This window comes from Pseudomonas sp. P105, assembly GCF_032614175.1.
GTDB lineage: Bacteria > Pseudomonadota > Gammaproteobacteria > Pseudomonadales > Pseudomonadaceae > Aquipseudomonas > Aquipseudomonas rhizophila.
The window spans coordinates 1185656-1201772 of sequence record NZ_CP126693.1; the positions used below are offsets into that span (position 1 = coordinate 1185656).

The window sequence follows — 16117 nt, forward strand, 5'->3', positions numbered from 1 at the left end:
ATATTTCCTTTTTTAACGGGTAACTCTGCATTTTTTGACTAATTACTCTAAAACTCCCTGTTCACGGTGTGAATCCTCCCTATCCTTTAGCGTGATAGAGGTTGAACCCGCGGATTCAGCAGGTGCTATCGGTCAATTCGACGTACAGAAGGACAAGGATCAATGACAAAAATACAGGGCATCACCCAATTGCTGGGGATCCTTCCATGCTTGACGAGCGCGCGCCGGACCCGGCCGCTCAGCATGGACGAACTAAGACTGGTGGAACGCTATCGCGAACTGTCGGAAAACGACCGGATCGCCATGCGTTGCCTGATGGATGCGATGCGCAGTGTTTCGAGGTTTTGAATGAGTGCGGATCTGCTCGTAGAGAGCTCGGATTGCGCCTTTATCCATCTTTCTGGTTTCACATCAGCCAGTAGGAGGCGGAAAAAATAACGTGCTGGCCGATTTTTTTATCGGTGCCCATGCGGCTGTGAATGGCCTGCCTTTGCTCACTCGTGATGCCAAACGCTACCGAAGTTATTTTCCCTCAGTGGCGTTGGTAGTGCCGTCATGACACTTGAACCGCCACGACCAGACTCTGCCGTCCGGCCGTGGTAGTCGTTCTTTGGTTCAATGCTTGAACATCACATGCCGCACTACTGTGTAGTCCTCCAGTCCATACATCGACATGTCCTTGCCATAACCGGAACGTTTCTGACCGCCATGGGGCATTTCGCTGACGAGCATGAAGTGGGTGTTCACCCAGGTGCAGCCATATTGCAGGCGTGCCGCCAAGCGATGGGCGCGGCCGATGTCGGCGGTCCAGACTGAAGACGCCAGGCCGTAGTCCGAGTCGTTGGCCCAGGCCAGCACCTGCGCTTCGTCGATGAACGGTGTGACGGACACCACCGGCCCAAAAACCTCGCGGCGCACGATTTCGTCGTCCTGCTGGGCGTCGGCCAATACCGTTGGTTCAAAGAAGAATCCGTTGCCGTCCACGGCCTTGCCACCGGTAATCAGGCGAATATGCGACTGGGCGATGGCCCGTTCGACAAAGCCGGCCACGCGGTCGCGGTGCTGGGCTGTGATCAGCGGACCCATCTCGGTGTCCGGGGCGGTTTGCAGGCCGTACTTGATGCTGGCCACCGCCGCACCGAGTTTCTCGATGAACCTGTCGTAGATGCCTTGTTGGGCGTAAATGCGGCAGGCAGCGGTGCAGTCCTGGCCGGCATTGTAGAAACCGAAGGTGCGGATGCCTTCCACGGCTGCGTCAATGTCGGCATCGTCGAAAATGATCACCGGGGCCTTGCCGCCCAGTTCCATGTGGGTGCGTTTGACGCTGTCGGCGGTGCTGGAAATGATGTTCGCGCCTGTGGCGATGGAGCCGGTCAGCGAAACCATGCGCACCTTTGCGTGAGTGACCAACGGTTGCCCGACCGTCTGACCACGACCGAACAGCACGTTGAGTACACCCGCGGGGAAAATTTCCGACGCCAGTTCCGCCAGCCGCAACGCCGTCAGCGGGGTCTGCTCCGAGGGTTTGAGCACTACGGTGTTACCGGCGGCCAGGGCTGGGGCGATTTTCCAGGCGACCATCATCAACGGGTAATTCCACGGCGCGATGGAGGCGATCACGCCCACCGGATCGCGGCGGATCATCGACGTGTGCCCCGGCAGGTATTCGCCACCCGCCGAGCCGCTCATGCAACGGCTGGCGCCGGCAAAGAAACGGAACACGTCGGCAATTGCCGGGATCTCGTCGTTCAGCACGGCGTTCAAAGGTTTGCCGCAATTGTCCGATTCGAGCCTGGCCAGTTCTTCGCCGTGGGCTTCGATGGTGTCGGCCAGCTTGAGCAGGAGCAGGGAGCGGTCCTTGGGCGATACCTGGGACCAGCTTTGGAAGGCACTGTCGGCCGCGCGCACGGCGGCATCGACCTGAGCTTCGCTGGCTTCGTTGATTTCCACCAGCACCCGGCCCAGCGCGGGGTTGAACACGGCCTGGCCGGGCCCGTCGCCGTTCACCAGGTGACCATTGATCAGCAGTTTGGTTTGCATGTCCAAGCCCTCGTCAAAGCTGTTTTTGCTGCGGTTTTTCAGTTGATTCGAGTCTATATCGTTTTATCGGGTTCGCCGCAGCCACAGGAAAATTGGCAAGCAACATCTCGAAGCACTCTCACCGACAGACTCGGGCACTTTCGAACTAGGCTGATTGCCTTAATGATCCGGTTACCCGAATGCGTGGAGGCAGCAAATGAACACCCGTGGATTGCTCGATCAGCTTCTCAAGTCCGGTCAGGAAATGTTGCAGAACAAGGCTGGCGGCTCCCAAGGCAAGTCATCCGGAGGCCTGGGTGGTTTGCTCGGCGGTGGTGCTGGCAATTTGGGCGGGATGCTCTCCGGCGCGGGTGGCGGGGCGCTGGCCGCCGGAGCCATGGGCCTGTTGCTGGGCAACAAGAAGGCTCGCCAGTTTGGCGGCAAGGCCCTGACCTATGGTGGTCTGGCGGCATTGGGCGTGATCGCCTACAAGGCCTATGGCAATTGGCAAGCCCAGCAGGGCAGTGCGCCGAAAACTGAACCGCAGACGCTGGATCGTCTTCCCCCGGCCCAGGTCGAGCAGCACAGCCAGGCGATCCTCACGGCCCTGGTGGCGGCGGCCAAGGCCGATGGCCATGTCGACGAGCGTGAAAAGCAGTTGATCGAAGGCGAGTTCACCAAGCTCGACAACGATCAGGAGCTGCAACACTGGCTGCACGCCGAGCTCAACAAACCCCTGGACCCCGCCGACGTCGCCCGGGCCGCCAGCACGCCGGAAATGGCCGCCGAGATGTACATCGCCAGTGTGATGCTGGTGGATGAGGAAAACTTCATGGAGAAATCCTACCTCGATGAACTGGCGCGCCAGCTCAAACTGGAGCCGGGGTTGAAGACTGAGCTGGAGAAGCAGGTACGTCAGGCGTCTCTTTGAGTCAGGCCTGACCCCTGGGTAAACATCACCTCTTGTGGGAGCGAACCTGCTCGCGATAGCGGTATGTCAGTCGACACTATTATTGACTGATGCACCGCAATCGCGAGCAGGTTCGCTCCCATAGAACTTTTGCATCGACTGCCACATTGATGCCTGGCTTGAGCTGTTTGAACAGCTGAGCGAATCACCAAACTCCTTCCTCACCGCCATACAGCCGCAACGTCGCCCTCGGCTATACTCCCCAGCATTTCAAAATGCCCGAGGTTGTACTGTGAAGAACTGGACGTTGCGCCAACGCATCCTGGCGAGTTTTGCGGTGATCATCGCCATCATGCTGCTGATGGTGGTCGTCACGTATTCGCGGTTATTGAGGATCGAGGCCAGCGAAGAAAAAGTACGCGTCTACGCGGTGCCGGGGGTGTATTACAGTTCCATGATTCGCGGTGGCTGGGTCGACAGCTACGTCAAGACCCAGCAGATCGTCGGCCTCTCGGGCCAGCGGGAAATCACTGCCGAGGACAAGGCCCTCTACCAGGGCTACGAGCAGCATCTGCGCGAGGAAATCCAGCACTATCAAAAGCTGATCCAGGACCCTGCCGATCAAGTCTCCTTCGACGAATTCGAGGTCAATCATCAGGACTTCAACAAGGCCCTGGCGAAGGTTCTGGACCTGTATGAACGCAAGGATTTCGAAGGGGCACAGCTGGCGCTGGAGAAGGAGCTGACGCCGGCATGGCTCGACGGTCGCGGGCATTTGAACCAGATCATCGAACGCAACCGGGAGCTGGCGGAAAAAGCCGCCCTGACCATCAGCCAGTCGGTAACCGCCGCTGAAGTTGCCATGGGGCTGTCGTTTCTCGTGGCGGTGCTCATTGCCATGCTCTGTGGCCTGTTGTTGATGCGCGCGATCATGGCGCCGATGAACCGCATTGTGGAAATCCTCGGCATCATGCGCAGCGGCGACCTGAGCGGGCGCCTGAACCTTGCGCGTAAAGACGAGTTCGGTGCGGTGGAAACCGGCTTCAACGACATGATGGCCGAGCTGACATCGCTGGTGTCCCAGGCCCAGCGCTCTTCGGTGCAGGTCACCACCTCGGTCACCGAGATCGCCGCCACCTCCCGCGAGCAACAGGCCACGGCCACCGAAACCGCCGCTACCACTACGGAGATCGGCGCGACCTCTCGGGAAATTGCCGCCACGTCCCGTGATCTGGTGCGCACCATGACCGAAGTTTCCAGCGCCGCCGACCAGGCCTCGGTGGCGGCCGGTTCCGGCCAGCAAGGCCTGGCACGCATGGAAGAAACCATGCACTCGGTGATGGGCGCGGCGGATCTGGTGAACGCGAAGCTGGCGATCCTCAACGAGAAGGCCGGCAACATCAACCAGGTGGTGGTGACCATCGTCAAGGTGGCCGACCAGACCAACCTGTTGTCCCTCAATGCCGCCATCGAGGCCGAGAAGGCGGGAGAGTATGGCCGCGGTTTTGCCGTGGTCGCCACTGAGGTTCGGCGCCTGGCGGATCAGACAGCCGTGGCGACCTACGACATCGAGCAGATGGTGCGCGAGATCCAGTCCGCCGTATCCGCTGGAGTGATGGGCATGGACAAGTTTTCCGAAGAAGTGCGCCGTGGCATGGCCGAGGTGCAGCAGGTCGGCGAGCAACTGTCGCAGATCATCCATCAGGTACAGGCGCTGGCGCCGCGGGTGTTGATGGTCAATGAAGGTATGCAGGCCCAGGCCACCGGCGCCGAGCAGATCAACCATGCCCTGGTGCAATTGGGCGATGCCAGCAGTCAGACGGTGGAGTCCCTGCGCCAGGCCAGTTCTGCCATCGATGAACTGAGCCAGGTGGCCGTGGGGCTGCGCAGTGGCGTCTCGCGTTTCAAAGTCTGATGAGCGAGTTCGAGGCCAGACGTGGCGCCGTGTCGGCGGCCCGTCAGTCGTTGTTCCTGGTGTTTTGCATCGGCAACGAACGCTACGCCCTGCAAGCCATCGATGTGGTGGAAGTGCTGCCGCGCTTGCCCCTCAAACCGATTGCCCAGGCACCGTCCTGGGTGGCGGGGGTGTTTGCCTGGCGCGGCGCGGTGGTGCCCGTGATCGATCTGTGCACGCTGACCTTCGGTCAGAGCGCCCAGACGCGTACCAGTACGAGACTGGTGCTGGTGCATTACCGACCCGACGCGCAGCAGGCGGGGCAGGTTCTGGGGCTGATTCTGGAACAGGCCACCGACACCTTGCGTTGCGATCCGGCGGATTTCCGACCTTATGGCTTGGATAACCCACAGGCGCCGTACCTGGGCCCGGTGCGCGAAGACGCGCAAGGCCTGTTGCAATGGGTGCGGGTCAATGACCTGCTCGACGAGTCGGTCCGTGCCGTGCTGTTTCCCACGCCGCCCTTGAACTTCGATGACCTCGAGGGACGGGCATGAACAGCGACCAGCGGTTTTTCGATTTTCTCAAGGTGCGCATCGGCCTGGATGTCACCTCCGTCGGCACCGCCATCATCGAGCGGGCCGTGCGCCAGCGCATCATTGCCGTGCCTGGGCGTACGGCAGATGAGTACTGGCAATGCCTGCAACATTCTGCCCAGGAGCAACAGGCGCTGATCGAAGCGGTGATTGTCCCGGAGACCTGGTTCTTCCGTTATCCCGAGTCCTTCGCCACCCTCGCCAGGCTGGCCATCAAGCGTCTGGCCGAGATCAAGCACCTGCGTGCGCTGCGCATCCTCAGCTTGCCCTGCTCCACTGGCGAAGAGCCTTACTCCATTGCCATGGCGTTGCTCGACGCGGGCCTGGGACCGCATCAGTTCAAGGTGGACGCGCTGGACGTCAGTCCGCTGTCGATAGAACGTGCCAGGCAAGCGCTTTACGGCAGGAACTCGTTCCGTGGCGCCGACCTCGGCTTTCGCGAGCGATATTTCAGCGCCGAGGCAGAGGGGTATCGCCTCAGCGAGCGGGTGAGTGAACAGGTGCGTCTGCAAGTGGGCAACCTGCTGGATCCGACCTTGCTGGTGAACGAGGTCCCTTACGATTTTGTGTTCTGCCGCAATCTGCTGATCTATTTCGACCAGCCGACCCAGCAGCAGGTGTTCGAGGTGCTCAAGCGCCTGACCCACCAGGACGGCGTGCTGTTTATCGGCCCCGCCGAGGGCAGTTTGCTGGGGCGGTTGGGCATGCGTTCAATCGGGATTGCCCAGTCGTTCGCTTTCAGTCGCCAAGGTGCCCCGCAGCCACAGCCAGTGCCCGCGTTGATGTCGACTCCGCTGCCGCTTGGCCAGGTCGCGCCTCGAGTCATTCCACCGGTGGTCCGGCCCCGGCCGTTCGCAGCAAGCGTGGCTCCGATCACTGAGCCGAAAAACAGCGACGCCACTACCTTACTGGCCAATATCGCGGCGCTGGCCAATGCTGGCAAAAGCGCCGAAGCCCGTGCGACCTGCCAGCAGTACCTGCGCAATCATGCGCCGGCGGCCCAAGTGTTCTACTGGCTGGGGCTGCTCAGTGACATGGCCGGTAGCGCGCTTGAGGCCCAGGGTTTTTATCGCAAGGCGCTCTATCTTGAACCGCAACACGCCGAGGCCCTGGTGCATCTGGCGGCGTTGCTGGCTTCCCAGGGAGACGCGGCCGGTGCCCGTCGATTGCAGGACCGCGCCGCTCGCAACGGGCGCATGGCTGACAGTGAGCGTAAACAATGAGTGGTTCGGCTAATGACAATCTGACCCATGACGATGCCCAGGCCATCGACGATTGCTGGAATCGCATCGGGGTGCATGGCGATAAATCCTGTCCGTTGCTGGCCGAGCATATTCACTGCCGCAACTGCGCGGTGTATTCGGCGGCTGCCACCCGTTTGCTCGATCGCTACACCTTGCAGCACGACGACCGGGATCTGGCCCACGCGCCGCTGGACACCGATATCGTCACACGATCGCTGTTGATGTTCCGACTGGGCGAAGAGTGGCTGGGCCTGACCACCCGCAGTCTGGTGGAAGTGGCGCCGTTGCAGCCGATTCACTCGCTGCCCCACCAGCGCTCGCGGGCCTTGTTGGGCGTGGCGAATGTGCGCGGGGCCTTGGTGGCCTGCCTGTCGCTGGTGGAACTGTTGGACCTGGAACCCGGCGGGGCAGTGGTGGTCGGCGCGCGGGTCATGCCGCGCATGTTGATCGTCGCGGCCCAGGGCGGTCCGGTGGTGGTGCCGGTGGACGAGGTGGACGGCATTCACGCCATCGATGAACGCGTCCTGGGCGCGGCCTCGCAATCGGCGGCCAAGTACACCCGTGGCGTATTGAAGTTCAAGGGCCGCAGCCTGCGCTGGCTGGACGAAGAACAGTTGTTGTCCGCCATGACCCGGAGCCTGTCATGACCCCTGATCAAATGCGTGACGCCTCGTTGCTGGAGTTGTTCAGCCTGGAAGCCGAAGCCCAGACTCAGGTGCTCAGCGCCGGCCTGCTGGCCCTGGAACGCGACCCGACCCAGGCCGATTATCTTGAATCGTGCATGCGCGCGGCCCATTCCCTCAAGGGCGCGGCGCGGATCGTTGGAGTGAACGCCGGGGTCAGCGTGGCCCATGTCATGGAGGATTGCCTGGTCAGCGCCCAGGAGCGCCGCCTGGTCCTGCGCGCCGAGCACATCGACGCCTTGCTGCAAGGCACCGACCTGTTGACGCGAATTGCCACGCCAGGCAACAGCGTCGGAGCCCAGGACGTCGATGCGTATGTGGCGTTGATGGGGCAACTGCTCGATCCTGCCGCTGCGCAGACGCCTGTCGTGTCGCCGCGAATCGAGATGCAAGCGGAGGCTTTTCGCGTTGAGCCGGCCGAGGCAGAACCGCTCGCGGCAACGGAACCGCTGCCCAAGGGTAAGCGGGTCACCGAAGGGGGCGAGCGGGTCTTGCGGGTCACCGCCGAGCGCCTCAATAGCCTGTTGGACCTGTCCAGTAAATCCTTGGTGGAAACCCAGCGCCTCAAGCCCTGGCTGGCGACGATGCAACGGCTCAAGCGCCAGCAGAGCAACGGCTTGCGGGCCTTGGAAGAGCTGAATGTGCACCTCAAGGAACACGCGTTGAGCTTGCAGGCCGAGGAAGCGCTCAACGACGCCCGCCGTTTGCTGGCCGAAACCCAGCAACTGTTGGCGCAGAAAACCGCGGAGATGGACGAGTTCGCCTGGCAGGCGGGTCAGCGAGCACAGGTGTTGTACGACACGGCGCTGGCCTGTCGCATGCGACCGTTTGCCGATGTGCTCTCCGGCCAGGCCCGGATGGTCCGTGACCTGGGGCGCAGCCTGGGCAAGCAGGTGCGCCTGGAAATTGAGGGCGATAAAACCCAGGTCGACCGCGACGTGCTGGAAAGACTCGAAGCGCCGCTGACCCATCTGCTGCGCAACGCCGTGGACCATGGCATCGAATCTCCGGAGCAACGGGTGCTGGCCGGCAAGCCCGCCGAAGGCCTGATCCGCTTGCGCGCCTCCCATCAGGCTGGCCTGCTGGTGCTGGAACTGGCGGACGACGGCGCCGGTGTGGACCTGGAACGGGTGCGGCGCAGCGTCGTCGAACGAGGGCTTTCCCCTGAGCAGACCGCAGCCAATTTGAGCGAAGAGGAACTGCTGACGTTCCTGTTCCTGCCCGGCTTCAGCCTGCGCGACACCGTCACTGAAGTGTCCGGGCGCGGCGTCGGCCTGGACGCCGTCCAGCATATGGTCCGGCAGTTGCGCGGCGCGGTGGTGCTGGAGCAGACAGCGGGCGAGGGCAGCCGCTTCCATCTTGAGGTGCCGCTGACGCTCTCAGTGGTGCGCAGCCTGGTGGTGGAAGTCGGCGGTGAAGCCTACGCCTTTCCCCTGGCTCACATCGAGCGCATGTGCGATCTCGCTCCTGAGGACATTGTGCAGGTCGAAGGGCGCCAGCACTTCTGGCACGAAGGGCGGCATGTCGGGCTGGTCGCCGCCAGTCAGTTGCTCAATCGTCCGGCATCACAGAACAGCAGCCAGGCGCTCAAGGTCGTGGTGATCCGTGAGCGCGAGGCCATCTACGGCGTGGCGGTCGAACGGTTCATCGGCGAGCGCACGCTGGTGGTCCTGCCCCTGGACGAACGCCTGGGCAAGATCCAGGACATCTCCGCCGGGGCTTTGCTGGACGATGGTTCGGTGGTGCTGATCGTCGATGTCGAAGACCTGCTGCGCTCGGTGGACAAGTTGCTCGACACCGGGCGCCTGGAACGCATCGCCCGCCAGGACCAGACGCAGACACCGCGCAAGCGGATCCTGGTGGTGGACGACTCCCTGACCGTGCGCGAGCTGCAACGCAAGCTGTTGCTCAATCGTGGGTATGACGTGGCGGTGGCCGTGGACGGCATGGACGGCTGGAACGCGCTGCGAGCGGAGGATTTCGACCTGCTGATCACCGACATCGACATGCCGCGCATGGACGGCATCGAGTTGGTGTCGCTGTTGCGGCGCGATAACCGTCTGCAGTCGCTGCCGGTGATGGTGGTGTCTTACAAGGATCGTGAAGAAGATCGTCGCCGTGGCCTGGATGCCGGCGCTGACTATTATCTAGCCAAGGCCAGTTTCCATGACGACGCCTTGCTCGATGCCGTCGTCGAGTTGATCGGAGGAGCACGCGCTTGAAGATCGCCATCGTCAATGACATGCCCCTGGCGGTCGAAGCCCTGCGCCGTGCCCTGGCTTTCGAGCCGGCGCACCAATTGGTCTGGGTAGCCGCCAACGGTGCCGAGGCGGTTCAGCGTTGCGCCGAATACACCCCGGACCTGATTCTGATGGACCTGCTCATGCCCATCATGGATGGCGTGGAGGCGACCCGGCGGATCATGGCCGAAACCCCGTGCGCCATTGTGATTGTCACCGGTGACAGCCAGCAGAATGTTCACCGGGTGTTCGAAGCCATGGGGCATGGCGCGCTGGATGTGGTTGATACCCCTACCTTGGGGGTGGGCAACCCCGCGGATGCGGCGGCACCGCTGCTGCGCAAGATCACCAACATCGGTTGGCTGATCGGTGAGCGCAATCACCGTGAGCGTGCTGCACCGGCTGCGCAGCGGATGTCGGTGTCACGCAATAGCCTGATTGCCATCGGGTCGTCGGCGGGTGGGCCGGCCGCGCTGGAGATCCTGCTCAAGGGCCTGCCCCGTCATTTCGCCCCGGCCATTGTGCTGGTCCAGCATGTGGACGAGGTGTTTGCTGCGGGCATGGCCCAATGGCTGAGCAGTGCGTCAGGCCACCAGGTGCGCCTGGCCCGACACGGTGAGCCGCCGCAAAGCGGTACGGTGCTGCTGGCCGGCACCAACCACCATCTGCGCCTATTGAAAAACGGCACCCTGGCCTACACCGCCGAGCCGGTCAACGAGATCTACCGGCCGTCCATCGACGTGTTTTTCGAGAGCGTCGCCCACTTCTGGAGCGGTGACGCGGTAGGCGTTTTGCTCACTGGCATGGGCCGCGACGGTGCCCAAGGGCTTAAACTCATGCGCCAGCAGGGCTATATGACCATCGCCCAGGACCAGCAGAGCAGCGCGGTGTACGGCATGCCCAAAGCGGCCGCGGCCATCGACGCGGCTGCGCAGATTCTAGCGCTGGACCACATAGCGCCACGGTTAGTGGAGATTTTTACCCAATGAAGAACCCCGGCAGCCTTGTCCACCAGCCGTATTCAGGTGAGTTCCCATGAGTGATTTACAGCTCGACGATTTCAAGCGTGACGAGAACGCGGCCATGGTCTTGCTCGTCGACGACCAGGCGATGATCGGCGAGGCGGTGCGGCGCGGGCTGGCCAATGAAGAGAACATCGACGTTCACTTCTGCGCCGACCCACACCAGGCCATCGCCCATGCGGTCCGCATCAAGCCAACGGTGATCCTCCAGGACCTGGTGATGCCCGGTCTTGATGGCTTGAGCCTGGTGCGCGAATACCGTAACCATCCGGCGACCCGGGATATTCCGATCATTGTCCTGTCCACCAAGGAGGACCCGCTGGTCAAAAGCGCGGCGTTCGCCGCCGGGGCCAACGATTACCTGGTCAAGTTGCCGGACAACATCGAACTGGTGGCGCGCATTCGCTACCACTCGCGGTCCTACATGATGCTGCTGCAACGCGATGCGGCCTATCGCGCCCTGCGGGTCAGCCAGCAGCAACTGCTCGACACCAATCTGGTGCTGCAACGGCTGATGAATTCCGACGGTCTGACCGGGCTGTCCAACCGCCGGCACTTCGATGAATACCTGGAGCTGGAGTGGAGAAGGGCGCTGCGGGACCAGTCCCAGCTCTCGCTGTTGATGATCGACGTGGATTACTTCAAGTCCTTCAACGACAATTTCGGCCACCTGGAGGGGGACGAAGCCCTGCGCAAGGTCGCCACGGCGATCCGTGATGCGTGCAGTCGTCCGTCCGACCTGCCGGCCCGTTACGGCGGCGAGGAGTTCGCCCTGGTCTTGCCCAGCACCTCGGCTGGCGGCGCGCGGTTGATGGCCGAAAAGCTGCGCCAGAGCGTCGTTGCCCTGAACATCCCCCACATCACGCCTCATGAGGGGGCGAACCTGACTGTCAGCGTTGGCGTCTCGACCTTCACGCCACAGCAAGGTGGCGATTGCCGCCAGCTGATTTCGGCGGCGGACAAAGGGCTGTACACGGCCAAGCACAATGGGCGTAATCGGGTGGGTATCGAGTAGTGCGTCCGGCCGGCTGGAGAGTTCTTGTGGCGAGGGAGCTTGCTCCCGCTGGGGCGCGTAGCGGCCCCGAAACCAGATAGCTCAGTGAGTCAGGTTGACTGAGCTGTGTTTTTTAGGGCTGCTGCGCAGCCCAGCGGGAGCAAGCTCCCTCGCCACAAGAATTGGTGTCCCTAAAGCCGCCAGGCGGGCTGCCGCTGGCGCTTGATTACGTTATACTCGCCGGCTTTCAAAAGTTCGCCAACGAGTGCTGCCCGCCATGGAAATCAACCCGATCCTGAACACCATCAAGGACCTGTCCGAGCGCTCCGAAACTATTCGGGGGTATCTTTGACTACGATCAAAAGCATGAGCGTCTGACCGAAGTCAATCGCGAGCTTGAAGATCCGAATGTCTGGAACAACCCGTCGTACGCCCAGGAACTGGGCCGCGAGCGCGCTGCGCTGGCGCAGATCGTCGAGACCCTGGATGAAATGTCCAGCGGCCTGGCCGACTGCCGCGACCTGTTGGACATGGCTGTCGAAGAAAACGATGAAGGTGCCGTCGGCGATGTCGTCGCCGAGCTGACACGCCTCGAGGAGGCGTTGGCCAAGCTGGAATTCCGGCGCATGTTCAGTGGTGAGATGGATGCCAACAACGCCTACCTGGACATCCAGGCCGGTTCCGGCGGCACCGAAGCCCAGGACTGGGCCAACATTCTGCTGCGCATGTACCTGCGCTGGGCCGACAAACGCGGCTTCGACGCGACCATCATGGAACTGTCGGCCGGTGAAGTCGCCGGAATCAAGGGTGCCACCGTGCACATCAAGGGCGAATACGCCTTTGGCTGGCTGCGCACCGAGATCGGCGTCCATCGCCTGGTGCGCAAAAGTCCGTTCGACTCCGGTAACCGTCGTCACACGTCGTTCTCGGCGGTGTTCGTTTCGCCGGAAATCGATGACAACATCGAAATCGACATCAACCCGTCGGACCTGCGCATCGACACCTACCGTTCCTCCGGGGCCGGTGGCCAGCACGTTAACACCACCGACTCGGCCGTACGGATTACCCACGTACCGACCAACACCGTGGTCAGTTGCCAGAACGAACGCTCCCAGCACGCGAACAAAGACACCGCGATGAAAATGCTGCGGGCCCGTTTGTACGAGCAGGAAGTGCAGAAGCGCAACGCGGCGTCCCAGGCCCTGGAAGACACCAAGTCGGACATCGGCTGGGGTCACCAGATCCGTTCGTATGTACTTGACGCCTCGCGGATCAAGGACCTGCGCACCAGCATCGAACGCAGCGACTGTGACAAGGTGCTCGACGGCGACATCGACGAATACCTGATCGCCAGCCTCAAACAAGGGCTGTAACGCGACACCCATGCGGCGGGCAGGCGCGCTTCCACCCAGGAGCGAGGCCTGGCCGCAAACTCCGGCCCGGGGCCGGGGGCAACGAACCTGTGATGGAATCTTTAAAGACATGAGCGACCTAGAACTCGACCCGCAAGCCCTGCAACAGGAAGAAAACTCCCTGATCGCCCTGCGCAAGGAAAAGCTTGCTGCCGAGCGCGCCAAGGGCCAGGCCTTCCCCAACGACTTCCGCCGCGACGCCTACTGCGACGTCTTGCAGAAGCAGTATGCGGACAAGACCAAGGAAGAGCTGGCCGAGGCGGCGATTCCAGTCAAGGTGGCCGGTCGTATCATGCTCAACCGTGGTTCGTTCATGGTGATCCAGGACATGACCGGGCGCATCCAGGTCTACGTCAACCGCAAGACCCTGCCGGAAGAAACCCTGGCCGCCGTCAAGACCTGGGACCTGGGCGACATCATTGCCGCCGAAGGCACCCTGGCTCGTTCCGGCAAGGGCGACCTGTACGTCGAAATGACCAGCGTGCGCCTGCTGACCAAGTCCCTGCGCCCGCTGCCGGACAAACACCACGGCCTGACCGACACCGAGCAACGCTATCGTCAGCGTTACGTCGACCTGATCGTCAACGAAGACGTGCGCCAGACCTTCCGCGTGCGCTCGCAGGTCATCGCCCACATCCGCAGCTTCCTGATGAAGCGTGACTTCCTTGAAGTCGAAACGCCGATGCTGCAGACCATCCCCGGCGGTGCGGCGGCCAAGCCGTTCGAAACCCACCACAACGCCCTGGACATGGAAATGTTCCTGCGTATCGCGCCGGAGCTGTACCTCAAGCGCCTGGTGGTGGGTGGCTTCGAGAAAGTCTTCGAGATCAACCGCAACTTCCGTAACGAAGGCGTTTCGACCCGGCACAACCCCGAGTTCACCATGCTCGAGTTCTACCAGGCCTACGCCGACTACGAAGACAACATGGACCTGACCGAGGAGCTGTTCCGCGAACTGGCGCAGCTGGTGCTCGGGACCACCGACGTGCCGTACGGCGACAAGGTGTTCCATTTCGGCGAACCGTTCGTGCGCCTGTCGGTGTTCGACTCGATCCTCAAGTACAACCCGGACATCACCGCGGCCGACCTGCAGGACATCGAAAAGGCCCGCGCCATCGCCAAGAAGGCCGGCGCCAAGGTGCTCGGCTTCGAGGGTCTGGGCAAGCTGCAAGTGATGATTTTCGAAGAGTTGGTCGAGCACAAGCTGGAGCAGCCGCATTTCATCACCCAGTACCCGTTCGAAGTGTCGCCGCTGGCCCGTCGCAATGACGAGAACCCAAGCGTGACCGACCGTTTCGAGCTGTTCATCGGTGGTCGCGAAATCGCCAACGCCTACTCCGAGCTCAACGACGCAGAAGATCAGGCAGAGCGTTTCATGGCCCAGGTGGCCGACAAGGACGCCGGCGACGACGAGGCCATGCACTACGATGCCGACTTCGTTCGCGCCCTTGAGTACGGCATGCCGCCGACGGCCGGCGAAGGCATCGGCATCGATCGCCTGGTGATGTTGCTGACCAACTCACCGTCGATCCGGGATGTCATTCTTTTCCCGCACATGCGGCCCCAAGCGTAAGTGTTTCAATTAAAAAGCCGCCTCGAACAGGCGGCTTTTTATTGCCTGTCTGGTACAAACGTATCAATTGGTTAATTTTGAAATAGCGAGGAAAGACCTGTCGTGAATCGTGTAATGGCTCCAGAAGGTGCGGCGGGCGTCGCCACTGCTGTCGCTGAAAGTGTTCAGTACCAGGGTCGCAAGGCCAGCCGGCAGGGCAGTGAACAGCGTCGCCAGGAGATTCTCGATGCGGCCATGCGCATTGTGGTGCGTGATGGTGTGCGGGCGGTACGCCACCGCGCCGTGGCCGCCGAAGCGGGTGTGCCGCTGTCGGCCACGACTTATTATTTCAAGGACATCGATGACCTGTTGACCGATACCTTCGCCCAGTACGTGGAGCGCAGCGCGGCGTTCATGGCCAAGTTGTGGACCAACAATGAAGGCCTGCTGCGGGAGATGGTTGCCTACGGAGACGGCAGCGCCGAATCCCGCTCGCAGCTGGCGGACGACATCGCCCGGATGACTGCCGACTACGTGCAGCATCAATTGCACAGCCGGCGCGAATACCTGATGGCGGAACAGGCTTTTCGTCAGGAAGCGCTGCTCAACCCGCGCCTGGCGGAGCTGGTGCGCTCTCACCAGCAGATCCTGTTGCACGGCACTTGTCAGTTTTTCCAGGTTTTGGGCTCGCGTGAACCCCAGCAGGATGCCAAAGTGTTGACGGCGATTATCGGACGGATGGAATATCAAGGCTTGCTCAATGGCGCCGAGCCGGTAGCGGCAGAAGAAATGCTCGGCATCCTGACCCGCTACATGCATCTGGTATTGGCGTCGGTTTAGTTTTTCAGGAGCACCACATGTGGCGAGGGAGCTTGCTCCCGCTGGGCTGCGTAGCGGCCCCTTTTGTGAGCGCTGCGCACTCAAGCGGGAGCAAGCTCCCTCGCCACAAAGGCTCCTCACAAAGACTAGGCGCCGTATGCCATAGGGAGTTCAAATGAAAGCCTGGCGTGCCGTTGTAATGGCCGTGTCGTTGCTGCTGCTCAGTGGCTGCCTGGTGTCCTTCAAGGCGCCGTTGCCCGACAGCGAAGCCGCGCCCCAAGGGCTGGTCGGCCACTGGACCAGTACCAACGCCTGGGGCGAGCCGCTCAATCTGGAGTTGGTCGAAGTGGGCCCGCGCCGTTATCAAGCCGTCACCTACTTCAGGGCCAGGCCTCTGGAGCGCGAAGCCATCCCGGTGACCGTCTCCCGTCACGGCAGCCGTTGGTATCTGTCGGCCAAGGTGCCGGCCCGCTATGGAGGGCATTTCGTGATCGCCGGTTTTGAACTGACCGACAAGCAGGAACTGGTGATCTACAACCTGGATATGGATCAGATCAACCAGGCCATCAGCCAGAAGATCCTCAGTGGCCAGCCGAACCAGAGCGAAGAAGGTGACGGCGTGCTGGTGGACAGCGACATGGGTACGGTTTTCCGTTACCTCGACGACCCGGCCAACTCCGATGTGTTCTCGGAGGCCGTGCGCTACCAGCGGCTGGTCAAATCCCAATAATT

Annotated in this window: 14 protein-coding genes; 13 read left to right on the forward strand and 1 reads right to left on the reverse strand. The window is 61.9% G+C overall.

Translation table 11 applies throughout. From position 1 onward, the window contains the following. Nucleotides 1-162: 162 nt before the first annotated feature. The gene (locus tag QOM08_RS05255) at nucleotides 163-348 is read left to right on the forward strand and encodes a hypothetical protein (protein ID WP_047227515.1); all 186 of its coding nucleotides are present in this window, start codon (nucleotides 163-165) and stop codon (nucleotides 346-348) included. Nucleotides 349-615: 267 nt separating this feature from the next. Here the strand turns inward: QOM08_RS05255 and QOM08_RS05260 are convergent, their stop codons facing one another. Further along, nucleotides 616-2040 carry a gamma-aminobutyraldehyde dehydrogenase gene (locus QOM08_RS05260; protein ID WP_288912115.1) on the reverse strand — a complete coding sequence of 475 codons (1425 nt, stop codon included), beginning with the start codon at nucleotides 2038-2040 and terminating at the stop codon, nucleotides 616-618. A gap of 196 nt (nucleotides 2041-2236) precedes the next feature. Here QOM08_RS05260 and QOM08_RS05265 point away from each other — a divergent pair, with 196 nt between their 5' ends. The 12 genes from QOM08_RS05265 to QOM08_RS05320 all read left to right on the forward strand — a co-directional run bounded on the left by QOM08_RS05265 (nucleotide 2237) and on the right by QOM08_RS05320 (nucleotide 16115). Further along, entirely contained in the window at nucleotides 2237-2950 is a 714-nt protein-coding gene (locus QOM08_RS05265; RefSeq protein WP_047227517.1) for a tellurite resistance TerB family protein, read from the forward strand. A 271-nt stretch (nucleotides 2951-3221) separates the two neighbouring features. Next, entirely contained in the window at nucleotides 3222-4844 is a 1623-nt protein-coding gene (locus QOM08_RS05270; protein WP_076386211.1) for a methyl-accepting chemotaxis protein, read from the forward strand. Continuing rightward, a complete protein-coding gene (locus QOM08_RS05275) occupies nucleotides 4844-5380 on the forward strand; it encodes a chemotaxis protein CheW (protein ID WP_076386210.1) in 537 nt (178 codons plus the stop codon). Before QOM08_RS05270 ends, QOM08_RS05275 begins: the two co-directional genes overlap by 1 nt. Then, on the forward strand, nucleotides 5377-6642 hold the full coding sequence (locus QOM08_RS05280; RefSeq protein WP_316912661.1) for a protein-glutamate O-methyltransferase CheR: 1266 nt from the start codon (nucleotides 5377-5379) through the stop codon (nucleotides 6640-6642). The genes QOM08_RS05275 and QOM08_RS05280 overlap by 4 nt, the downstream gene beginning before the upstream one ends. Continuing rightward, nucleotides 6639-7310 (forward strand): chemotaxis protein CheW, encoded by a 672-nt coding sequence (locus QOM08_RS05285; protein WP_316912662.1) that lies wholly within the window; start codon nucleotides 6639-6641, stop codon nucleotides 7308-7310. Before QOM08_RS05280 ends, QOM08_RS05285 begins: the two co-directional genes overlap by 4 nt. Continuing rightward, entirely contained in the window at nucleotides 7307-9568 is a 2262-nt protein-coding gene (locus tag QOM08_RS05290) for a hybrid sensor histidine kinase/response regulator (protein WP_316912663.1), read from the forward strand. The genes QOM08_RS05285 and QOM08_RS05290 overlap by 4 nt, the downstream gene beginning before the upstream one ends. Further along, nucleotides 9565-10575: a chemotaxis response regulator protein-glutamate methylesterase gene (locus QOM08_RS05295; RefSeq protein WP_316912664.1), complete on the forward strand. Its 1011-nt coding sequence runs from the start codon at nucleotides 9565-9567 to the stop codon at nucleotides 10573-10575. The genes QOM08_RS05290 and QOM08_RS05295 overlap by 4 nt, the downstream gene beginning before the upstream one ends. A gap of 46 nt (nucleotides 10576-10621) precedes the next feature. Then, nucleotides 10622-11623, forward strand: coding sequence for a diguanylate cyclase domain-containing protein (locus QOM08_RS05300; RefSeq protein ID WP_047227524.1), 1002 nt, complete (start codon nucleotides 10622-10624; stop codon nucleotides 11621-11623). A gap of 256 nt (nucleotides 11624-11879) precedes the next feature. Continuing rightward, nucleotides 11880-12975 (forward strand): peptide chain release factor 2 gene (prfB, locus tag QOM08_RS05305; protein ID WP_107321555.1). Its coding sequence is split into 2 segments (ribosomal slippage): nucleotides 11880-11951 and nucleotides 11953-12975, totalling 1095 coding nucleotides; the frame shifts between segments, so codons are not numbered across the junction. A gap of 109 nt (nucleotides 12976-13084) precedes the next feature. Next, on the forward strand, nucleotides 13085-14587 hold the full coding sequence (gene lysS / locus QOM08_RS05310; RefSeq protein ID WP_047227526.1) for a lysine--tRNA ligase: 1503 nt from the start codon (nucleotides 13085-13087) through the stop codon (nucleotides 14585-14587). 102 nt (nucleotides 14588-14689) lie between these two features. Next, nucleotides 14690-15406 (forward strand): TetR/AcrR family transcriptional regulator, encoded by a 717-nt coding sequence (locus QOM08_RS05315; RefSeq protein ID WP_047227527.1) that lies wholly within the window; start codon nucleotides 14690-14692, stop codon nucleotides 15404-15406. Between the two features lie 154 nt (nucleotides 15407-15560). Continuing rightward, on the forward strand, nucleotides 15561-16115 hold the full coding sequence (locus QOM08_RS05320) for a hypothetical protein (RefSeq protein WP_316912665.1): 555 nt from the start codon (nucleotides 15561-15563) through the stop codon (nucleotides 16113-16115). Nucleotides 16116-16117 lie beyond the last annotated feature (2 nt).